Source organism: Streptomyces sp. NPDC088732, assembly GCF_044751205.1.
GTDB lineage: Bacteria > Actinomycetota > Actinomycetes > Streptomycetales > Streptomycetaceae > Actinacidiphila.
Genome location: NZ_JBIVLI010000021.1, coordinates 1 through 20,525, shown reverse-complemented (window position 1 = coordinate 20,525; position 20,525 = coordinate 1). Strand labels below are relative to the sequence as shown.

Here is a 20,525-nt window from a genome sequence, read left to right as displayed (position 1 = left end):
GAACCCCCATGCCCCGCCTGGCGAACCCGGACCCGCACGCCCTCCCTGCCGACGTGCGCGAATTCCTCTCCTTCCTCCCGCCGGACCCGCTGGTCAAGATGCTGTCCCACTCGGCCGGCACGGTGCGGCCCTTCATCGAGCTCGCCAAGGCGCAGTTCACCGCACTCGAACTCCCCGCCCGCTCAAGGGAACTGGTGATCCTCACCGTCGCCGAGTACACCGACTGCGCCTTCGTCACCGCCCAGCACGAGCCGATGGCGCAGGCCGCGGGAGTCGACGCAGCGACGCGCCGGCTCATCGCCGAGCGGGAGCTGGAGAGCCCCGCCCTGTCGCCGTACGACAAGGCCCTCCTCCGCCTCACCGCCGAGGTGGTGCGGAGCCCGCACGTGTCCGACGAACTCTTCGCCGAGGCGCGGCGGTTCCTCAGCGACCGGGAGATCGTCGAGGTGCTGCAAGTGGCCGGCTACTACTGGTCGTTCAGCCGGGTGTGCACGGTGCTCGATGTCGAGATCACCAAGGTGTACGGCGACGAACCCGTCCTCAACGACGCTCCCGGCCCGGAATCCGGCAGCCGCTGACCCCACCCGAGGCGGTCCCCGTGAACATGCTCCCCCAGCCGGACGGCGACGAGACCCCGCTCGTCCGTGTCGACTTCTCCGACGACGCGGCCTGGCGCCTGATGCGCCGGGCACTCGCCACCCCCTCCGAGGACGGCTTCATCGCCTACCTGCACATCGTGGAGGACCCCGCCTGCCGCGACCTGGCACCCGCGCGGATCGCGGCGCTCTCGCCGAGGCGGGAGCGGCCCCGGGACCGGCTCGTCGTCATGGCCGACAGGACCTCGCTCGCCTCCCCCGAGATGCCGCTGCTCGCTCTGCGGGTCGGCGAGCAGGGGCGGTTCGACACGCTGCGCGTCGTCGCGCGTCAGCTGTACTCGATCGAGAACAACCTGGCCCTGGCGAACATGGCCTGGGAGGACTTCACCGGATTCGCGGACGACGACGGCGTCTTCCGCGGTTTCCGAAGTTCGACGCGTCAGGGCCGCAGGGCCTGGAGCACCAGTTCCCCGTAGCGCCGCCAGACCGCCGGGTCGCGTTCCGCCACGGTCATGAGCTGAAGCGCGGCGCCGCACAGGACGACCCTCAGGTCCAGCAGCGTCGCGTCCTCGCGGACCGTCCCGGTCGCCTTGGCCGCCTGCATCAACTCCGTCAGCACGGTGAGGACGGAGCCGGCCGCGGGCGAGGCGGCCTCCGCCAGCCGTCCGGTCAGCAGCCGGTCGCGGGCCAGGGTCTCGAAGAGCCGCAGCACATAGGCGTGGAACGCGCGGCCGGGGTCGGTCTCGCCGAGCGCGGCCTCGGTCTCCCGCCGGAGCTCCTCCAGGCGCAGCCGCGCGATCGCCTCGACCAGGTCCTCCTTGGCCGGGAAGCTCCGGTAGACGGTGGCCTTGCCGACCCCCGCCCTGGCCGCGATCTGCGGCACGGTGGCCTGCGGGCCGAGCTCGGCGAACACCTCGATCGCGGCGGCGACGACCCGCTCGTGATTGCGGCGCGCGTCCGCCCTCTTCAGGGGTGCGGCCGGCGCCGCTTCCCACGGCCCGGCCTCGGAAGTCTGCATGCCACCAGTCTGCACGGCCCCGACCCGTGCCCCCGCCGGGGGCGCGGGGGTCAGCTGTCCTTGGGCGCAGGCTCCAGGATCGCCACGCACTCCACGTGGTGCGTCATCGGGAAGAGGTCGAACGCCCGCATGCGGCGCGGGACATAGCCCGCTTCGCCGAACCAGCGCAGGTCGCGGGCGAGGGCGGCCGGGTCGCAGGCGACGTACGCGATGCGGCGGGGGGCCAGGGAGGCGACGTGGGCGACCGTGGCGCGGCCGGCGCCCGTGCGGGGCGGGTCGAGCACGACGAGGTCGGCCTCGGTGATGCCGGTGCGGGGCAGGACCGTCTCGACCTTGCCCTGCTCGATGCGGACCCGGTCGAGGTCGCCGAGGTTGTGGCGGGCGTCCTCCACCGCGCGCTTTCCGGACTCGATGCCGAGCACGGCACCGGTCTCGCCGACCCGTTCGGCCAGCGCGCCGGCGAACAGTCCCACTCCGCAGTAGAGGTCGAGGGCCGTCTCGCCCTTGCGGGGCGTGAGGCCCTGCATGACGGCCTCGACGAGGAGTTCCGCGGCCATCGGATGGACCTGCCAGAAGCCGCCGGACCCGACGCGCCAGGTGCGGTCGTCCGCGCGCTCGCGCACGAAGCCGCGACCGTGGACGCGGTGCACACCGCCCTGCTCGTCGACGCGCATGACCGACACCGGCCGGTCGAGCTCCACGATGGGGAGCCGCCCGCCGGGGCGCGGCGTGATGATGACCTGCCGGTCGGAGGAGCCGGTGGCGGAGATCGCCTCGACGGTGGCGATGCCGGGCCAGTCGCGGGACTCCACGCCCAGCTCGGAGACGCCCGGGGCGGCGATCAGGCAGCGGTCGATCCGCTCGACCTCGTGGGAGCGGTGGCGGCGCAGACCGGCGTGCCCGTCGGCGTCGACGGCGTACTGGACACGGGTGCGCCAGGCCGGGACCTCGCCCTTGGCGACTTTGTCGCCGGGAGCGGGCTCCACGGTGCCGTCCCAGCCGGCCTCCTGGGGGGTGAGGCCGCCGAGCCGCTCCAGCTGCTCGGTGATGACCTGGACCTTCAGCCGCCGCTGCGCGCCGGGCGCCGCGTGCTGCCAGTCGCAGCCTCCGCACTTGCCCGGTCCGGAGAAGGGGCAGGGCGCCTCGACCCGGTCCGGGGAGGCCTCGAGGATCTCCACCGCGTCGGCGCGCAGGAAGCGGGAGTCCGGGCCGCCCTCGGTGACCTGGGCGATCACGCGCTCGCCGGGGAGGGCGTGCCGGACGAACAGCACCTGGCCCTCGTGGCGGGCGACGCAGTGACCGCCGTGCGCGACGGGGCCGACCTCGACCTCGTAGCGCTCGCCGACGAGGGCGTCGGCCTCGGGGGCCTTCGTACGGTGCTGCATCTCGGAACGGGCTCCTGACAACGGGGGGACGAGGACGGCAGCTCACCAGTCTACGGTGCGCCGCCGCCCTCCTCTCACGCCCGTTCGCTGGGCTCCCGGCGCCTGCGCGGGCGGCCGACCTCGCCGCGGCGCACCGAACCGGGGGCGTTCCACTCGGCGCCCTTGCGGGCCCGGACCTTGGCGCGCTCGGAGGACTCCAGCTGCCAGGGCACCGAAGTGACCATCACACCGGGGGTGAACAGCAGCCGGCCCTTGAGCCGCAGGGCGCTCTGGTTGTGCAGCAGGTGCTCGTACCAGCGGCCGACCACGTACTCCGGGATGAAGATCGAGACGACGTCGCGCGGGCTGCTGCGGCGCAGGCTCTTGACGTAGTCGACGATCGGCCGGGTGATCTCGCGGTAGGGCGAGTCCAGCACCTTCAGCGGCACGTCGATGCCGCGCCGCTGCCAGTCCGCCTGCAGCGCCTTGGTGTCGGCCGGGTCGACGTTGATGCTGAGCGCCTCCAGCGAGTCCGAGCGGAACAGCTTGGCGTAGGACAGGGCGCGCAGCGTGGGCTTGTGGACCTTGGAGACCAGCACGATCGAGTGCACCCGGGACGGCTTGGCCTCCTCCTCGCCGGGTTCCTCCGCGGCCGCGAGCTCGCTGGAGACCCGGTCGTAGTGGCGGCGGATGGCGGTCATCGTCGCGTAGAACAGGCCCATGCCCAGGACCGCGACCCAGGCGCCGTGGGTGAACTTGGTCAGCAGGACGACCACCAGCACCAGGCCGGTGAAGAAGGCGCCGAAGGTGTTGATCGCGCGCGAGCGGATCATGTGGCGGCGCACCGCGGGGTCGGTCTCGTCGGCCAGGTGCCGGTTCCAGTGCCGGACCATTCCGATCTGGCTCAGGGTGAACGACACGAAGACGCCGACGATGTAGAGCTGGATCAGCCGGGTCGAGTCGGCCCCGTAGAGGTAGACGAGCACGGCGGCGAAGGCGGCCAGCAGCACGATGCCGTTGCTGAAGGCCAGCCGGTCGCCGCGGGTGTGCAGCTGCCGCGGCAGGTAGCGGTCCTGGGCGAGGATCGAGCCGAGCACCGGGAAGCCGTTGTACGCGGTGTTGGCCGCCAGGAAGAGGACGAGGGCGGTGGCCCCCGCGAGGAAGATGAACGGGATCGAGCCGTCGCCGAACACCGCGGAGGCGACCTGCGCGATCACCGGGTCCTGGGTGTAACCCGCGCCGACCGGCTTGCCGTTCACGAGCAGGTCGGTGGCCGGGTTCTCGGCCATCCGCACCTTCGTGTACAGCGCGAGCGCGATGATGCCGCAGAACATCGTCACCGCGAGCAGACCCATGGCGGCCAGCGTCGTGGCGGCGTTCTTCGACTTCGGCTTGCGGAAGGCGGGCACGCCGTTGCTGATCGCCTCGACGCCGGTGAGCGCGGCGCAGCCGGAGGAGAAGGCCCGCAGCAGCAGGAAGACCAGGGCGAAGCTGGCCAGTCCGGTGTGCTCGGCCTTGATCGTGTAGCCCGCGGTCGGAGCGTGCATCTCGCTGCCGGTGGCGATCTTGAAGATGCCCCAGAGCAGCATGCAGAAGACGCCGAAGACGAAGGCGTACGTGGGGATCGCGAAGATCGTCCCGGACTCGCGCACACCGCGCAGGTTCATCAGCATGAGCAGCACGATCATGCCGATCGCGCCGATCACCTTGTGCTCGACGAAGAACGGCACCGCCGAGCCCAGGTTCTCCACGCCCGAGGCCACCGACACGGCCACGGTGAGCACGTAGTCGACGAGCAGCGCGCTGGCCACGGTGAGCCCGGCGCGGGGCCCGAGGTTGGTGGTCGCGACCTCGTAGTCGCCGCCCCCGGAGGGGTAGGCGTGCACGTTCTGCCGGTATGAGGCGACGACCGTGAACATCAGCACCACGACCGCGACCGCGATCCAGGGGCTGAAGTGGTAGGCCGACACTCCCGCGATCGACAGGACGAGGAGCACCTCGCCCGGCGCGTAGGCAACGGAGGACAGCGGGTCCGAGGCGAAGACCGGGAGAGCCAGCCGCTTGGGCAGGAGGGTCTCCCCGAGCTTGTCGCTCCGCAGCGCCCGCCCGATCAGGATCCGTTTCGGAAGGTCGGTCAGTTTGGACACCCGAGGATGTTAGAGGATCGTCAAGGTTTCCGACCCACCGCCCACCTATCGAGCGGTTACGTGCGTGTGTAGCTTTGGCCGCGGTCTGAGACCCTGAGAGGGAATCGGCCACATCGTTGACAGCCGGAAGGACGGTCGTGCACGTCGTGATTATGGGTTGCGGGCGAGTGGGTTCCACTCTCGCGCACTCCCTTGAGCAGCAAGGTCATACAGTGGCCGTGGTGGACCAGGATCCGACGGCGTTCCGCCGCCTGGGCTCGGGTTTCAGCGGGCGCCGCGTGACCGGGGTCGGGTTCGACCAGGACACGCTGCGCGAGGCGGGCATCGAGGAAGCCGGCGCCTTCGCCGCCGTCAGCAGCGGCGACAACTCCAACATCATCGCGGCCCGGGTGGCCCGTGAGATGTTCGGCATCGAGAACGTGGCCGCCCGCATCTACGACCCCCGCCGTGCCGAGGTGTACCAGCGTCTGGGCATCCCGACCGTGGCCACCGTGCGCTGGACGGCCGACCAGATGCTGCGCCGCCTGCTGCCGTCGGGTGCCGAGCCGTTGTGGCGCGATCCGAGCGGTGGGGTGCAGCTCGCCGAGGTGCACACCGACACCGCGTGGGTGGGCCACAAGGTCAGCCGGCTCCAGGAGGAGACCGGGGTGCGCGTGGCGTTCCTCACCCGGCTCGGCGAGGCGATGCTGCCGACGTCCGAGACCGTTCTGCAGGAGGGCGACCTCGTCCACGTGATGATGCGCACCAATGAGGTCGAGCAGGTCGAGGCCGCGTTCGCCAAGGGTCCCGAGGAGACGAGCCGATGAGGGTCGCCATCGCAGGGGCGGGTGCCGTGGGCCGCTCGATCGCGGGTGAGCTGCTGGAGAACGGCCACGAGGTCCTCCTGATCGACAAGAACCCGACCTCGATCTCGGTCGAGCGGGTACCGCAGGCGGAGTGGCTGCTGGCCGACGCCTGCGAGATCACCTCGCTGGACGAGGCGGCGCTGCAGCGCTGCAATGTGGTGATCGCCGCCACGGGCGACGACAAGGTCAATCTCGTGGTGTCGCTGCTCGCCAAGACGGAGTACGGCGTGCCGCGCGTGGTCGCCCGGGTGAACAACCCCAAGAACGAGTGGCTGTTCAACGAGGCCTGGGGCGTGGACGTCGCGGTCTCCACCCCGCGGCTGATGTCTGCCCTGGTCGAGGAGGCGGTGAGCGTCGGCGACCTGGTCCGGCTGATGCGCTTCAGCCAGGGTGACGCGAACCTGGTCGAGTTGACGCTGCCCGAGGAGGCCGCGCTCGTCGGCACCCGCGTCGGCGACGTGCGCTGGCCCGAGGACACCGCGCTGGTGACCATCATCCGTGGTCACCGGGTGCTCACGCCGTCCAAGGACGACGCGCTGGAGGCGGGCGACGAGTTGCTCTTCGTCGCGGCCCCGCACCGCGAGGAGCAGCTGGAGGACCTGCTCTCGGTCCGCAGCGGCGCCTGACCCGCGGGCCCGGCGCATACGAAGGGGCGCCCGGAACCACGTGGTTCCGGGCGCCCCTTCGTGCCGTGCGGAGGGAGTCGCCAGCGGGCGCTGTCAGCGCTCCGCGGCCTCCTTGGCGGCCCGTTCCTCGGCTTCCTTCGCTTCGGCGGCCTCCATCTCCGCGATCACGTCGATCGGCGGCGGGGCCTTCGCGAGGAAGATCCACGTCAGGTAGACGGCGAGCAGGAACGGCGGGATGCCGAGCGCGACCTTGACCCAGCCGAGCTGGGTGGCGTTGCCCCAGAAGTACAGCGGGAAGAGCACCGCCGACTTCGCCAGCAGGATGATGCCCCAGGCCCAGGTGGCCTTGGTGTACGCCACGAGCCGCCCGGGGTTCCTGGTCTTCCAGGAGAGGTTCTCCTTCAGGATCGGGCCGAGGAGCAGCCCGATCAGGGGGTAACCCACCAGCGCCGAGATCACGTAGGCGACCGCGAGCCCCAGGGTGTAGAGCATGCCCGGCAGGTAGAAGTTCTTCGCGTCCCCGGAGAGCATGGCGAAGACCGCGCCGAAGGCGACGCCGAAGACGCCGCTGAAGGCGTGCTTGAGCGTCTGCTTGCGCACCAGCCGGGCGAGCGCCAGCACCAGGGAGAGGCCGAGCGCGGCCACCGCCGCCGTCTTGATGTCGTGGTTGATCGTGTAGATCAGCACGAACACCAGACCGGGCACCGTGGTGTCCACCATGCCCCAGACGCCGCCGAAGGCCTCCAGGAGCGCGTGGTCCGCGGCTGCCCTGGAGGCCGCCGCGTCGTGCTCCGGGCCCTGCGGCCCGGCATCGGTGCCGGGCTCTGTCCCGGTCCGCTTGTCGATCGACGCCACCGGCTACTCCTGTCCGACCGGACGCAACTCGTACTTGGGGTTGAACAGCACCGGACGGCCGCGGTTCATGGAGATCCGCCCCGACGCGATGATCCTGCGGCCCGGCTCGATACCGACGATGCTCCGCCGCCCGAGCCACACGACGTCGAGCGCCGCCGAGCCGTCGAACAGCTCCGCCTCCAGCGCGGGGACGCCGGCACGGGGACGCAGCGTGACTGCGCGCAGTGTACCCGTCACCGTGACGATGTCACGGTCGTGGCAGTCGCAGATCCGTGTGCACCCGACGTCCGCGGTGTCCCGCCGCAGCTCGTCGGAGTGCAGCTCCTCCTGGGAGGTGGACAGGCGGTCGAGCATCCGGCGAAAACGGCCGGCGGGTCGGTCCGAACGGGTGGTACCACTCATACTCCGAAGGGTACCGGGCCAGGTGCCGGGTTCACTTCTCGAAGCGGTAGCCCATCCCCGGCTCGGTGATGAAGTGCCGGGGATGCGCGGGGTCCGCCTCCAGCTTGCGCCGCAGCTGCGCCATGTAGACCCGCAGATAGTTGCTCTCCGTGCCGTACGAGGGCCCCCAGACCTCCTGGAGCAGCTGCTTCTGGCTCACCAGGCGGCCGGTGTTGCGGACCAGGACCTCCAGCAGGTGCCACTCGGTCGGGGTCAGGCGGACGTCGGCGCCGTCGCGGTTGACCTTCTTGGCGGCCAGGTCGACGGTGAAGGACTCGGTCTCCACGGTGGCGGCGCCGTCCTCGGGGCCGCCGGGCGTGGCCCGCCGGACGGCGGCGCGCAGCCGGGCCAGCAGTTCGTCCATGCCGAAGGGCTTGGTGACGTAGTCGTCCGCGCCCGCGTCCAGCGCCTCGACCTTCTCGTCGGACGCCTGGCGGGCGGAGAGCACGATGATCGGCACCCGGGTCCAGCCGCGCAGGCCCCGGATCACCTCGACGCCGTCCATGTCGGGCAGACCGAGGTCGAGCACGATGACGTCGGGGTGCCGGGCGGCCGCGAGCGCGAGCGCGGTCGCACCGTCATGGGCGGCGTCGACCTCGTATTTGCGGGCACGCAGGTTGATCACGAGAGCCCGCACGATCTGCGGCTCGTCGTCGACCACGAGCACCCGGTTCATGGGGCCTGCCTTTCGTTCACTGCAACGGTCTTGGGGGCTGCGGCGGCCACGGACATGTGACCGGGCGACGCGCTCATGTCGTCGCCTCGGCGGGGAGGTCCGGCGTCGCGGGAGGGCTGCCGGGCGCGGCCTTGAGGGTGAGCACCATGGTCAGGCCGCCGCCGGGGGTGTCCTCCGGATGCAGGGCCGCGTCCATGGCGTCGGCGAAGCCGCGGGCGACGGCCAGGCCGAGGCCGACGCCGTTGCCCCGGGGCGCGTCGCCGTAGCGCTGGAAGGGCTCGAAGATCCGGTCCTTGGCGGTGTCCGGCACGCCCGGTCCGCGGTCGACCACGCGCAGGTCGACGCGGTCGCCGAGGGCGCTTGCGGCCACCAGCACCTTGGTTCCCTCGGGGCTGTACTTCACGGCGTTCTCGACGATGTTGGCGACGCTGCGCTCCAGCAGTCCCGGGTCGACGGAGACCATGGGCAGCGTCTCGGGGACGTCCAGGGTGACGCTTCCGTCGGGGACGCCGCGCAGTGCCTTGGGCACAACCTCGTCCAGGTCGATCTCGCGGATCAGCGGATTGACGGTGCCGGTCTGCAGCCGGGACATGTCGAGCAGATTGCCCACCAGGTTGTCCAGCCGGTCGGCGCCGTCCTCGATGCCCGCCAGCAGTTCGGCCTCGTCCTCCTCGGACCAGGCGACGTCGTCCGAGCGCAGCGAGCTGACCGCCGCTTTGATGCCCGCGAGAGGGGTGCGCAGGTCGTGGGAGACGGCGGCGAGCAGGGCGGTGCGGATCCGGTTGCCCTCGGCGAGGCCGCGGGCGAGGGCGGCCTCGTCCTCCAGCCGCTGCCAGTCCAGGACGCCGGCGGCCTGGGCCGCGAAGGCGGACAGCACACGGCGGTCCGAGGCGGGCAGCACGCGGCCGGTGAGGGCGAGCGAGAGGTTGTCGCTGACCGGCACCTCCACGTCGGCGTCCTCGGGACGCAGGCACCCTGTGCCGCCGACACCGGCGGCACAGGTCCACGCCTCGTGCTCACCCGCCCGCTCCAGCAGGACCACCGACTCCATGCCGAAGGTCTCCCGCACCCGCTCCAGCAGCGCCTCCAGCGAGTGCTCCCCGCGCAGCACGCTGCCCGCCAGGTAGGACAGGATCTCCGCCTCGGACTGGAGTCTGGCCGCCAGGTGCGTGCGGCGGGCCGCCAGGTCCACGACCGAGGCGACGGCGAGGGCGACCACCACGAAGATCACGATGGCGATCACGTTCTCCGGCTTGGAGATCGTGAAGGTGTGCAGGGGCGGCGCGAAGTAGTAGTTCAGCAGCAGGGAGCCGCCGACGGCGGAGACGAGCGCGGGGTACAGGCCGCCGGTGAGCGCCGCCGCGACCGTCAGGGCCATGAACAGCAGCATGTCGGTGGCCAGGCCGAGGCCGCTGTGCAGATGCGTCAGCACGGCGCACAGCACGATCGGGCCGAGCACGCCGGTCAGCCAGCCCGCGATCACCCGCGAGCGGCCGAGCCGGGCCCCGCGGGCGATGGGCAGGCCGCGGCCCTTGGCGGCCCGCTCGTGGGTGACGATGTGCACGTCCAGGTCGGGACCGGACTCCCGGGCCACGGTCGCGCCGACGCCGGGGCCGAGCACGTACTGCCAGGCCGGGCGGCGGCTGGTGCCCAGCACGATCTGGGTGGCGTTCACGCCGCGCGCGAAGTCCAGCAGGGCGGAGGGCACGTCGTCGCCGACGACGTGGTGGAAGGAGCCGCCGAGGTCCTCCACCAGGGTGCGCTGGACCGCGATCTCCTTGGGCGAGCCGGCCGCCAGGCCGTCGCTGCGGGCGATGTGGACGGCGAGGATCTCGCCGCCCGCGCCCTTGGCGGCCATCCGGGCCGCGCGCCGGATCAGGGTGCGCCCCTCGGGGCCGCCGGTCAGTCCGACGACGATGCGCTCGCGGGCCTGCCAGGTGGTGGAGATGTGGTGGTCGGCGCGGTACTGCCGCAGGTACTCGTCGACCCGGTCGGCGACCCACAGCAGCGCCAGTTCGCGCAGCGCGGTCAGGTTGCCCGGCCGGAAGTAGTTGGACAGGGCCGCGTCGACCTTGTCGGGGGCGTAGATGTTGCCGTGCGCCATGCGGCGGCGCAGCGCCTGGGGCGACATGTCGACCAGCTCGATCTGGTCGGCCCTGCGCACCACCTCGTCGGGGACGGTCTCGCGCTGGCGCACCCCGGTGATCGACTCGACGGCGTCGCCGAGCGACTCCAGGTGCTGGATGTTGACCGTCGATATGACGTTGATCCCGGCCTGGAGCAGTTCCTCGACGTCCTGCCAGCGCTTCTCGTTGCGGCTTCCGGGGACGTTGGTGTGGGCGAGCTCGTCGACAAGGGCGACCTCGGGCCGGCGGGCGAGCACCGCGTCGACGTCCATCTCGGTGAACGTCGTGTCCCGGTACTCGATCTCCTTGCGCCGAATCACCTCCAGGCCGTGCAGCATGACCTCGGTGCGGGGCCGCTTGTGGTGCTCGACGAAGGCCACGGCCAGGTCGGTGCCGCGCTCCAGCCGCCGGTGCGCCTCGGAGAGCATGGCGTAGGTCTTGCCCACTCCAGGGGCGGCCCCCAGGTAGATCCGCAATATGCCGCGTGCCATGACTCCACGTTCCGCTTCATTGCGCCGGCTGTCCGGCGCGCCGACGTAGCAAATCCTATGGTCCCAGCAATGGACAAACGGGACACGATGCGCGGCACCCGGTCATGTTGACGTGGCCTTGACGCCTTCCGGCCGCCCCGGCGGTGCTCAGGCGGCCGCGCGCTCCGGTGCTGGTGCGGCAGGCAGGGACAGCACCATGGTGAGCCCGCCGCCCGGTGTGTCCTCGGGCACAAGGGTGCCGCCCATGGCTTCGGCGAGGCCGCGGGACAGGGCGAGGCCCAGGCCCAGCCCGGTGCTGTTGTCGGTGTCGCCCAGGCGCTGGAACGCCTCGAAAACCCGCTCGCGCGCGTCCTCCGGCAGCCCCGGCCCCCGGTCGGCGACGCGCAGTTCCACCCGGTCGGCCAGCGAGCTGGCGGTCACCAGCACGGGCTTCCCGGCGGGCGCGTAGCGGACCGCGTTGGCGACCAGATTGGCGAGCACCCGCTCCAGGAGGGGCGCGTCCGCCAGGACGTCGGGGGCGCGCTCCAACTCCGGGGCGAGAACCGGCGCCCGGTCCCCAGGAAGGCTGTCGAGGGCGAGCGGCAGCACCTCGCACAGCGCCGTGGGCACCGGCCGCAGCCTGAGCGCGCCGGCCTGCAGCCGGCTCATGTCGAGCAGGTTGTCCACCAGCCGGCTGAGCCGGGCCATGGACTCGTCGGCCGTGGCGAGCAGTTCCTCGCGGTCCTCCGCGGAGAAGTCGACGTCGCTGCTGCGCAGCGAGCTGACCGCCGCCCAGCCGCTGGCCAGCGGGGTGCGCAGGTCGTGGCTGACGGCGGCGAGCAGCGCCGTGCGCATGCGGTCGGCCGCCCTGACCGGCTCGATCTCGGCCGCCGCCTCGGCCAGCCGGGCGTGGTCGACGGCGGCGGTCAGGTGGGCGGCGAACGCGGTCAGCACCCGCCGTTCGGAGGCGGCCAGGCCCCGGCCGCGCAGCACCAGGCGGGCGTCGCCCCCGATCGGCACGGTGACCGGCGGTGGCCCCTCCCCGGCCGGCGGCCCGTCGGCTCCCGTCAGCTCGGCGCTGTCCATCCCGAAGACCTCGCGGGTGCGTTCCAGCAGCAGCGGGACGGCCTGGTCGCCGCGCAGGACGTCCCCCGCGAGCGAGGACAGCGTCTCCGCCTCGGCCGTCGCGCGGGCCGCCCGGCGGGACAGCCGCAGCGACCGGTCGACGACGGCCGCCACGGTCACGGCGACCGCGGCGAACACCACGGTGGCCAGCGCGTTGTTGGTGTCGTTGATCGTGAACCGGCCGACGGGCGGGATGAACCAGTAGTTGAGCAGCAAGGAGGCCGTGACCGACGCGAGCAGTGCGGAGACCACCCCGCCGAGGCAGGCGACGCCGACGACGGCGAGCAGGAAGAGCAGGGCCTGGCTGGTGAGGTTGAGGTGCCCGCGGGTGTGCGCGAGCAGGACGGTCAGCAGCGCCGGCAGCACAACGCCCGCCACCGGCCCGGCGGCCTTGCGCACGATGGGCAGGCCGCCGCCGCGGAGGGACAGCAGGCGCCCGCGGCCCGCCCGCCCGTGCGTGACCATGTGGACGTCGATGTCCCCGGAGTGCTCGACGGTGGTCTCGCCGACACCCTGCCCCGACGCCAGCCGGGCCAGCCGGCCGCGCCGGCTCACCCCGACGACCAGCTGGGTGGCGTTCTCGGCCCGGGCGAAGTCCAGCAGCGCGGTGGGGACGTGGTCGCCGACGACGGTGTGGTAGCTGCCGCCCAGGCCCTCCACGAGCTGCCGCTGCTCGGCGAGGGTGCCGGGCGGGACGCCGGGGAGGCCGCCCTTGCTCCGCACCACGTGCACCGCCAGGACGTCGCAGCCCCGGCCCGCACCGGGGGCGCCGCCCGCCGCCCGGTCGGCGATCCGCACCGCCCGGCGGATCAGCGTCTCGCCCTCCGGCCCGCCGGTCAGCGCCACCACGACGCGTTCGCGGGTCTCCCACACCCGTCCGATGCCGTGCTCGCTGCGGTACCTCTGCAGCGCCTCGTCGACCCGCCCTGCCAGCCACAGCAGGGCCAGTTCGCGCAGCGCGGTGAGGTTGCCGATCCGGAAGCGGTGGGCGAGTGCGGCATCGATGCCGCCCGGTTCGCACACGTTGCCGTGCGCCAGGCGCCGGCGCAGCCCTTCGGGCGGGATGTCCACAAGCTCGATCTGGTCGGCGCCGCGCACGATGGCGTCGGGCACGGTCTCGGGCTCCGGAATGCCGGTGATCTCCCGCACCACGTCGTTCAGCGACTCCAGGTGCTGGATGTTCACCGCGGTCACCACGTCGATCCCGGCGGCCAGCAGCTCGGCGACGTCCTGCCACCGCTCGGCGTTCCGGCCGCCGGGCACATTGGTGCGGGCGAGTTCGTCGACGAGCGCGACCGCGGGACGCCGGGCGAGCACGGCGGCCACATCGAGTTCCGCGTACTCCGCGCCCTGGTACGGGCGCCGCGTCGTGGGCACGGCCTCGAGGCCGTGCAGCATCTCCAGCGTGCGCGGGCGGCTGTGGCACTCCGCGAGGGCGACGACCACATCCGTGCCGCGCGCGGCCCGCCGCCGGCCCTCGTCGAGCATCCGGTACGTCTTGCCGACGCCCGGAGCGGCGCCGAGGTACACCTTGAGCCGGCCGGGCACGCGGCCCGGCGGATCGTCCACGACGACGCTCTGCGCCATCCGATGCGCCTCCTCGCGCGGGATGTGCGGTGCGTGGCACCGCCTCATTGGTAGCGAAACGCCTCGCCGTCACCGCCGCCCAGGGCGTTGGCAAAGCCATGACGTCGCGCGGAGGGCCTTTGACGCCGCCTTGACACCGGCGCCGCTCAGCGGAACTCCGCGAGGCGGGGTCGCAGGCCGAACAGGACCAGACCCGCCGCCACGGCCACGCCGCCCGCGAGCCCCAGTGGCAGCGGGAGCGCGGCGCGCGCGCCGTCGGCGGAGGCGTGCTTGTACGCGGACATGTTGATGGCGATGAGGTCGCGCAGCGCCGCGTCGAAGGCGGCGAAGTCGTGATTGGACTCACCGGGGGCGTACCCGGTGCCGTAGGCCACTGCCTCGGTGTGCCGGCCGGACCGGGCGAGAGCGCGAATCGTGCGGTCGTCGCGCTGGTAGACCCGGTAGCGATCGAGCACGCGTGCGGCGGCAGCGCGCTCGCCGGGGAAGGTGATGTTGCGGAACTCGTCGCCGAGGAAGCCCGTCGCACGGTCGTCGACGCGGACGGCGTCGAGCCCGGCGGCATAGGTGTCGATCGTGGCGTCCGGCACCCGGAGCAGCCGCTGGCTCTTGCCGAGGAAGGCGGCCTCCTGCGCTCCGGCGTGGGCCCGGTCGAGCAGGTAGCGGGACTCGTCCGCGTTGGCGTCGTAGGCGACGGCGCGAGCGCGGGTGAGGGCCAGGACGGAGTCGAACGCGTCCCGTCGCGCGACGTCCAGATCGTGTCGCTGCGCCCCGACGCCCGCGGCGCCCGCCACGGTCGCGGCGAGCACAAGCAGGGTGGCCGCTGCGGCCCCGGGATTGATCACGCGGCGGAAACGCCCGGCGAGGTGGATCTGCAGCGCGACAAGGACCGCCAGCAGCGCCAGGCCCGAAGCGAGCAGCGCGTCGCGCGACCGCGCCTCCCGCGCGAGCGCGTCCCGGTAGGTGTGCTCGAAGGCGCGGTCGTTCCCCGTCACCAGGGCGTCGGCCTCGGGCAGCAGGCGTGTGCGCATCAAACGCGTGGCATTGCGGTACTCCGCGATGCGGCCCAGCGCCAAGGCGCGAGCGGCCAGTTCCTCGTACGCCCCGAAGTCCGCGATGGCGGCGGCGACCGCGCGCTCGCCTTCCGGATCACCGGCGGCCGCCCCGGCGAGGTCGCGGAGGTAGCCGGCGGCCTCGACGCGGCGCTGTTCGTAGACGCGAGCCGCGTCGGAGCGCGTCCGGGCGAGCGACGCGGTGCGGCCTGCCAGCAACTGGTTGGCGATCTGGGCGTCCATGTCGTTCAGGGCGAAGTACAGCCCGGTAGCGCTGGTCACGCGGGGCGCGGAGTGGTCCCTGACCGCGTCCCACGAAGCGTCGGCGGCCAGGCCGCCCGTCACCAGGACGGCCACGAGCGCCGCGCACGCCGTCAGGACGAGCGCGCGGAGGCCGCGCAGCCGTGCCGGTACGGTGACCGGGCGATGGCCGCGCGGCCTCCGTGGGCGACGCGTGGGGGCCTCCGGTGGGACGCGGTGGCGCCCTCCGGGGTCCGGTTCCGGCGCCCCCGCAGGCGCCTCCCGGTCTTTCGCAGCAGTGACGGCGATCGCCATCGGGCTGCGCCCCCCTTCGCACACCGCGGAGCGGCCTCCTCGGGCCCCCCTCGCGACCACCACTCTTCCCGCGATCGCGGCCCCGGCCCGCCGCCTTGGCGGGTTCCGTACGCTGCCGGCGCCGCCCCTGACGCGTCCCTGATGCCACGGGGCGGGGCGGAGAGGCGGCGGGGTCAGCCGGCCAGCCGCTCGAGGGCGACGTTGAGCTCCAGGACGTTGACGGTCGGCCCGCCGAGGAAGCCCAGTTGCCGGCCGTCGGTGTGCTCCTTGACGAGCTTGGCGACCTTGGCGGTGGGCAGGCCGTTGGCACGGGCGACGCGGGCGGTCTGGAGGGCCGCGTAGGCCGGGGAGATGTCCGGGTCGAGGCCCGAGCCGGAGGCCTGGACGGCGTCGTCCGGGACCTGGGACTGCGGCACGTGGTTGAACGCGGCGACGTCCTTCTTGCGCTCCTTCACCAGGTCGGTCAGCACCTTGCTGGTGGCCGCCAGATTGGAGGCGCTGGTGTACGTCGGGTCGTAGGGGCCCGCGCCGTTCCCAGCGTCGGCGGCCGAGGGACGCGGCTGGAACCAGCGGGGGTCGGGCGCGAAGTCCTTGCCGGTCGTGAAGTTCTGGCCGATGAGCTCCGAGCCGACGACCCTGCCTCCGGCCGTCACCTCGGAGCCGTTCGCCTGCCGGTGGAAGGCCGCCTGGCCCACGCCCCACACAGCGAGGGGGTAGACGACGCCGGTCACGACGGTCAGCACCAGCAGCGCGCGCAGGGCGCTCCAGAGCAGCCGGGCGGAGTGGCGTGCGGAAGTGTTCATGGTGGTCAGCCGATTCCGGGAATCAGGGAGATGAGCAGGTCGATGATCTTGATGCCGATGAACGGGGCGACGAGGCCGCCGAGGCCGTAGATCGCGAGGTTGCGACGGAGCATCCGGTCGGCACCGGTCGGCCGGTACCGCACGCCGCGCAGGGCGAGCGGCACCAGGGCGACGATGATCAGCGCGTTGAAGACCACCGCGGAGAGGATCGCGGACTCCGGCGAGGACAGCTGCATGATGTTGAGCTTGTCCAGGCCCGGGTAGACGATCGCGAACATCGCGGGGATGATCGCGAAGTACTTCGCCACGTCGTTGGCGATGGAGAACGTCGTCAGCGCGCCGCGGGTGATCAGCAGCTGCTTGCCGATCTCCACGATCTCGATGAGCTTGGTGGGGTTGGAGTCCAGGTCCACCATGTTCCCGGCCTCCTTGGCGGCCGAGGTACCGGTGTTCATGGCCACGCCGACATCGGCCTGGGCCAGCGCCGGGGCGTCGTTGGTGCCGTCACCGGTCATCGCGACGAGCTTGCCGCCCGCCTGCTCCCGCTTGATCAGCGCCATCTTGTCCTCGGGCGTCGCCTCCGCCAGGAAGTCGTCGACACCCGCCTCGTCCGCGATCGCGCGGGCGGTCAGCGGGTTGTCACCCGTGATCATCACGGTGCGGATGCCCATCCGGCGCAGCTCGTCGAACCGCTCCCGCATGCCCTCCTTGACGACGTCCTTCAGGTGGACGACACCCAGGACCCGGGCCGCGCCGCTGTCCTTGACCGCGACCAGCAGCGGGGTGCCGCCCGCGGCGGAGATGGAGTCCACGACGTGCTGGGCGTCGGCCGCGACGTCGCCGCCGTTCCCGGTGACCCACGCGGTGACCGCGGACGCGGCGCCCTTGCGGACCTGCCGGTCCTCCAGGTCGACGCCGGACATGCGGGTCTGGGCCGTGAAGGGCACGAACTCGGCGCGGCCGAGCTCGCCCTCGCTCCGGGCCCGCAGGCCGTACCGCTCCTTCGCCAGGACGACGACGGAGCGGCCCTCGGGCGTCTCGTCGGCCAGCGACGACAGCTGCGCGGCGTCCGCCAGCTCCGCCTCGCCCGCGCCCGCCACGGGGACGAACTCCGCGGCCTGGCGGTTGCCGAGGGTGATGGTGCCGGTCTTGTCCAGCAGCAGGGTCGAGACGTCACCCGCGGCCTCGACGGCGCGCCCGGACATCGCCAGCACATTGCGCTGCACCAGGCGGTCCATGCCGGCGATGCCGATCGCCGACAGCAGCGCGCCGATGGTCGTCGGGATGAGGCAGACCAGCAGAGCGACCAGGACGATCATCGACTGCTCGGCGCCCGCGTAGATCGCGAACGGCTGCAGGGTGACGACCGCCAGCAGGAAGACGATGGTCAGCGAGGCCAGCAGGATGTTGAGCGCGATCTCGTTGGGCGTCTTCTGCCGGGAGGCGCCCTCGACCAGGGCGATCATCCGGTCGATGAAGGTCTCGCCCGGCTTGGACGTGATGCGGACGACGATGCGGTCGGACAGCACCTTGGTGCCACCGGTGACCGCCGAGCGGTCGCCGCCGGACTCCCGGATGACCGGGGCCGACTCACCGGTGATGGCCGACTCGTCCACCGAGGCGACACCCTCGACGACGTCGCCGTCGCCCGGGATGATGTCGCCGGCCTCGCAGACCACCAGGTCGCCGATCCGCAAGGAGGCGCCCGGGACGTGCTCCTCCTTGCCGTCGGTCAGCCGGCGCGCGACGGTGTCGGTCTTGGCCTTGCGCAGGGTGTCGGCCTGGGCCTTGCCGCGGCCCTCGGCGACGGCCTCCGCCAGGTTGGCGAAGATCACGGTCAGCCACAGCCAGACGGTGATCGCCCAGCCGAACCAGTCGGCGGGGGACAGCGCCGCCAGCACGGTGGTGAACACCGAGCCGATCAGCACGACGAACATGACGGGCGACTTGGCCATCACCCGGGGGTCGAGCTTGCGCAGCGCGTCCGGCAGCGACCTCAGCAACTGCGCCGGGTCGAACATGCCGCCCGAGACACGGCCGCGCTGTCCCGCGGCGGGGGCGTGCGGTGCCGTCCCCGCCCTGGACCCGCGCGGGGACGATGCGGTGGACATGGCTTCCTCTTCGGGGGTGGGTCGGTCCGCGCGGCTCATGACAGTCCCTCCGCCAGCGGGCCGAGGGCCAGCGCCGGGAAGTAGGTCAGGCCCGTGATGATCAGGATCGCGCCGACGAGCAGACCCGCGAAGAGCAGCTTCTCGGTGCGGAGGGTGCCGGCGGTGGCCGGGACCGGCTTCTGCCCGGCGAGCGAGCCCGCCAGCGCCAGGACGAAGATCATCGGCACGAAGCGGCCCAGCACCATCGCGAGGCCGAGCGTCGTGTTGTACCACCGCGTGTCGGCGCTGAGGCCCGCGAAGGCGGAGCCGTTGTTGTTGCCGGCCGAGGTGTAGGCGTACAGCACTTCCGAGAAGCCGTGCGGGCCGCTGTTCAGGATGGAGTGCGGCGGGATCGGCAGCGCCATGGCCAGGGCCGTGAAGCAGAGCACGATCGCGGGGGTGACGAGGATGTAGAGCGCGGCGAGCTTGATCTCGCGCGTGCCGATCTTCTTGCCCAGGTACTCCGGCGTACGGCCGACCATCAGGCCCGCGATGAAGACCGCGACGATCGCCATGATCAGGATGCCGTAGAGGCCGGACCCGGTGCCGCCGGGGGCGATCTCGCCGAGCATCATCGACAGCAGCGTGATGCCGCCGCCGAACCCGGTGAGGGAGGAGTGGGCGGCGTCCACCGCGCCGGTCGAGGTCAGGGTCGTGCTCACCGCGAACAGCGACGAGCCCCCGATGCCGAAGCGCTGCTCCTTGCCCTCCATGGCGCCGCCGGCGATCTGGTTCGCCGAGCCGGGGTGGGCGAACTCCGCCCAGCTCATCAGGGCGACGAAGGCGATCCAGATGACGCCCATGGCGGCGAGGATCGCGTAGCCCTGCTTCACGCTGCCGACCAGCCTGCCGAAGGTCCGGGTCAGCGAGACCGGGATCACCAGGAGCAGGAAGATCTCGAAGAGGTTGGTGAACGCGTCCGGGTTCTCGAACGGGTGGGCGGAGTTGACGTTGTAGAAACCGCCGCCGTTCGTGCCCAGCTCCTTGATGGCCTCCTGGGACGCGACCGGCCCGCCGGTCAGCGTCTGATGGCCGCCGGCGAGGGTGGACACGTCGTGCCAGCCGGCGAAGTTCTGCACCACGCCGAAGGCGATCAGGACGATCGCGGCGACGAAGGCGATCGGCAGCAGGATGCGCACGGTGCCGCGGACCAGGTCGGCCCAGAAGTTGCCGAGGTCCCCTGTGCGGGACCGGGCGAAGCCGCGGACCAGCGCCATGGCCACGGCCATGCCGACCGCCGCCGACACGAAGTTCTGCACCGCCAGACCGGCGGCCTGGGCGGCGTGCCCCATGGAGTTCTCGCCCATGTACGACTGCCAGTTCGTGTTGGTCACGAAGGAGGTCGCGGTGTTGAACGCCTGGTCGGGGCTGAACGCGGCGAATCCGAGGGAGAGCGGGAGATGGTTCTGGACCCGCAGGAACAGGTAGAGGAAGAGCACGCCGACGAAGGAGAATGCCAGGACCGCCCGCAGGTAGGAAGGCCAGCGCATCTCGGCGTCGGGGTCGGCGCCGAAGCAGCGGTAGAGGACGCGCTCGACCCGCAGGTGCCTGCCGGAGCTGTAGACGGCGGCCATGTAGTCGCCGAAGGGCCGGTACACCAGGGCCAGCGCCGCCACGAGGGCGACGACCTGGAGCACTTGGGCGGGTACGGGGCCCATGTCCGGGCCTCAGAACTTCTCGGGGAAGACGAGCGCGAGGACGAGGTAGCCCAGCAGCGCGACGGCCACGACGAGCCCGACGATGTTCTCCGCGCTCACAGCTTCGTCACCGCCTTGGCGATGAAGGCCACCAGCGCGAACACCGCGACCGTGATGGCCACGAAGACCAGATCGGCCATCACGTGCTCCTCAATCGGACAGAACGGACATTGACCAGGACAGCAAACATCCGATCCACCGGCCGCCCCCACGCGTTGACGCCTCCCTGACGGGCCCTGGCGCCGACTTGACGGCCCCTTGACGACAACCCGTTTGACCTGCGAAAACGCCGACGTGGGGTGACCCCTTATCAGCGCAGCCACTGCGGGCGGGGGGGTGGCGCGCCATGGGGCCCTCCGGGTTCACCGGTGCACGGCGCCGAAGGGAGGATCGGT

18 protein-coding genes are annotated in these 20,525 nt (G+C 72.1%); 4 read left to right on the top strand and 14 right to left on the bottom strand.

All coding sequences use genetic code 11. The features are described 5' to 3' along the window. The first annotated feature begins 8 nt into the window (after nucleotides 1-8). Together ACIP9H_RS30980 and ACIP9H_RS30975 are read left to right on the top strand one after the other, a co-directional pair. Complete coding sequence (locus ACIP9H_RS30980) at nucleotides 9-578, top strand: carboxymuconolactone decarboxylase family protein (protein WP_401594488.1); 570 nt, start codon at nucleotides 9-11, stop codon at nucleotides 576-578. 26 nt (nucleotides 579-604) lie between these two features. After that, entirely contained in the window at nucleotides 605-1,072 is a 468-nt protein-coding gene (locus ACIP9H_RS30975) for a DUF6924 domain-containing protein (RefSeq protein WP_401962217.1), read from the top strand. On the opposite strand, the gene ACIP9H_RS30970 is transcribed toward ACIP9H_RS30975, so the two are convergent. From ACIP9H_RS30970 to ACIP9H_RS30960, 3 genes are all read right to left on the bottom strand, one after another. Further along, the gene (locus tag ACIP9H_RS30970) at nucleotides 1,036-1,614 is read right to left on the bottom strand and encodes a TetR/AcrR family transcriptional regulator (protein ID WP_401962078.1); all 579 of its coding nucleotides are present in this window, start codon (nucleotides 1,612-1,614) and stop codon (nucleotides 1,036-1,038) included. The genes ACIP9H_RS30975 and ACIP9H_RS30970 overlap by 37 nt on opposite strands. 50 nt (nucleotides 1,615-1,664) lie before the next feature. Then, nucleotides 1,665-2,999, bottom strand: a complete 1,335-nt coding sequence (locus tag ACIP9H_RS30965) for a class I SAM-dependent RNA methyltransferase (RefSeq protein WP_401962076.1) — start codon at nucleotides 2,997-2,999, stop codon at nucleotides 1,665-1,667. 74 nt (nucleotides 3,000-3,073) lie between these two features. Beyond that, a complete protein-coding gene (locus tag ACIP9H_RS30960; protein ID WP_401594496.1) occupies nucleotides 3,074-5,125 on the bottom strand; it encodes an APC family permease in 2,052 nt (683 codons plus the stop codon). 137 nt (nucleotides 5,126-5,262) lie between these two features. Here ACIP9H_RS30960 and ACIP9H_RS30955 point away from each other — a divergent pair, with 137 nt between their 5' ends. Then, the gene (locus ACIP9H_RS30955; protein ID WP_360905811.1) at nucleotides 5,263-5,931 is read left to right on the top strand and encodes a TrkA family potassium uptake protein; all 669 of its coding nucleotides are present in this window, start codon (nucleotides 5,263-5,265) and stop codon (nucleotides 5,929-5,931) included. After that, nucleotides 5,928-6,596, top strand: coding sequence for a potassium channel family protein (locus tag ACIP9H_RS30950; protein WP_401594499.1), 669 nt, complete (start codon nucleotides 5,928-5,930; stop codon nucleotides 6,594-6,596). Before ACIP9H_RS30955 ends, ACIP9H_RS30950 begins: the two co-directional genes overlap by 4 nt. Nucleotides 6,597-6,689: 93 nt before the next feature. On the opposite strand, the gene ACIP9H_RS30945 is transcribed toward ACIP9H_RS30950, so the two are convergent. The 11 genes from ACIP9H_RS30945 to ACIP9H_RS30895 form a co-directional block, all read right to left on the bottom strand. Next, on the bottom strand, nucleotides 6,690-7,451 hold the full coding sequence (locus tag ACIP9H_RS30945) for a DUF3159 domain-containing protein (RefSeq protein ID WP_360905813.1): 762 nt from the start codon (nucleotides 7,449-7,451) through the stop codon (nucleotides 6,690-6,692). Between the two features lie 3 nt (nucleotides 7,452-7,454). Next, nucleotides 7,455-7,853, bottom strand: coding sequence for an OB-fold nucleic acid binding domain-containing protein (locus tag ACIP9H_RS30940; protein WP_360905814.1), 399 nt, complete (start codon nucleotides 7,851-7,853; stop codon nucleotides 7,455-7,457). 31 nt (nucleotides 7,854-7,884) lie between these two features. Beyond that, nucleotides 7,885-8,568, bottom strand: coding sequence for a response regulator (locus ACIP9H_RS30935; RefSeq protein WP_319659086.1), 684 nt, complete (start codon nucleotides 8,566-8,568; stop codon nucleotides 7,885-7,887). Nucleotides 8,569-8,641: 73 nt separating this feature from the next. Then, a complete protein-coding gene (locus ACIP9H_RS30930) occupies nucleotides 8,642-11,185 on the bottom strand; it encodes a DUF4118 domain-containing protein (protein WP_401962072.1) in 2,544 nt (847 codons plus the stop codon). A 147-nt stretch (nucleotides 11,186-11,332) separates the two neighbouring features. Then, complete coding sequence (locus ACIP9H_RS30925) at nucleotides 11,333-13,876, bottom strand: ATP-binding protein (protein WP_401962070.1); 2,544 nt, start codon at nucleotides 13,874-13,876, stop codon at nucleotides 11,333-11,335. Nucleotides 13,877-14,022: 146 nt separating this feature from the next. Next, a complete protein-coding gene (locus ACIP9H_RS30920; RefSeq protein ID WP_401962068.1) occupies nucleotides 14,023-15,282 on the bottom strand; it encodes a hypothetical protein in 1,260 nt (419 codons plus the stop codon). A 371-nt stretch (nucleotides 15,283-15,653) separates the two neighbouring features. Then, nucleotides 15,654-16,283 (bottom strand): potassium-transporting ATPase subunit KdpC, encoded by a 630-nt coding sequence (gene kdpC / locus ACIP9H_RS30915; protein ID WP_401962066.1) that lies wholly within the window; start codon nucleotides 16,281-16,283, stop codon nucleotides 15,654-15,656. Nucleotides 16,284-16,288: 5 nt separating this feature from the next. Beyond that, a complete protein-coding gene (gene kdpB / locus ACIP9H_RS30910) occupies nucleotides 16,289-18,394 on the bottom strand; it encodes a potassium-transporting ATPase subunit KdpB (protein ID WP_401962064.1) in 2,106 nt (701 codons plus the stop codon). Between the two features lie 35 nt (nucleotides 18,395-18,429). Next, nucleotides 18,430-20,091, bottom strand: coding sequence for a potassium-transporting ATPase subunit KdpA (gene kdpA, locus ACIP9H_RS30905; protein WP_401962062.1), 1,662 nt, complete (start codon nucleotides 20,089-20,091; stop codon nucleotides 18,430-18,432). Nucleotides 20,092-20,100: 9 nt separating this feature from the next. Then, nucleotides 20,101-20,190 carry a K(+)-transporting ATPase subunit F gene (gene kdpF / locus ACIP9H_RS30900; RefSeq protein ID WP_401594522.1) on the bottom strand — a complete coding sequence of 30 codons (90 nt, stop codon included), beginning with the start codon at nucleotides 20,188-20,190 and terminating at the stop codon, nucleotides 20,101-20,103. Continuing rightward, nucleotides 20,187-20,342 (bottom strand): hypothetical protein, encoded by a 156-nt coding sequence (locus tag ACIP9H_RS30895; RefSeq protein ID WP_401594525.1) that lies wholly within the window; start codon nucleotides 20,340-20,342, stop codon nucleotides 20,187-20,189. Before ACIP9H_RS30895 ends, kdpF begins: the two co-directional genes overlap by 4 nt. Nucleotides 20,343-20,525: the final 183 nt, after the last annotated feature.

Coding starts and splice junctions, on each gene's coding strand:
- ACIP9H_RS30925 (WP_401962070.1), bottom strand. CDS start 13,876: ATGGCGCAGAGCGTCGTCGTGGACGATCCGCCGGGCCGCGTGCCCGGC.
- ACIP9H_RS30940 (WP_360905814.1), bottom strand. CDS start 7,853: ATGAGTGGTACCACCCGTTCGGACCGACCCGCCGGCCGTTTTCGCCGG.
- kdpA (WP_401962062.1), bottom strand. CDS start 20,091: ATGGGCCCCGTACCCGCCCAAGTGCTCCAGGTCGTCGCCCTCGTGGCG.
- ACIP9H_RS30935 (WP_319659086.1), bottom strand. CDS start 8,568: ATGAACCGGGTGCTCGTGGTCGACGACGAGCCGCAGATCGTGCGGGCT.
- ACIP9H_RS30965 (WP_401962076.1), bottom strand. CDS start 2,999: ATGCAGCACCGTACGAAGGCCCCCGAGGCCGACGCCCTCGTCGGCGAG.
- kdpB (WP_401962064.1), bottom strand. CDS start 18,394: ATGTCCACCGCATCGTCCCCGCGCGGGTCCAGGGCGGGGACGGCACCG.
- ACIP9H_RS30950 (WP_401594499.1), top strand. CDS start 5,928: ATGAGGGTCGCCATCGCAGGGGCGGGTGCCGTGGGCCGCTCGATCGCG.
- ACIP9H_RS30970 (WP_401962078.1), bottom strand. CDS start 1,614: ATGCAGACTTCCGAGGCCGGGCCGTGGGAAGCGGCGCCGGCCGCACCC.
- ACIP9H_RS30975 (WP_401962217.1), top strand. CDS start 605: ATGCTCCCCCAGCCGGACGGCGACGAGACCCCGCTCGTCCGTGTCGAC.
- ACIP9H_RS30930 (WP_401962072.1), bottom strand. CDS start 11,185: ATGGCACGCGGCATATTGCGGATCTACCTGGGGGCCGCCCCTGGAGTG.
- ACIP9H_RS30980 (WP_401594488.1), top strand. CDS start 9: ATGCCCCGCCTGGCGAACCCGGACCCGCACGCCCTCCCTGCCGACGTG.
- kdpC (WP_401962066.1), bottom strand. CDS start 16,283: ATGAACACTTCCGCACGCCACTCCGCCCGGCTGCTCTGGAGCGCCCTG.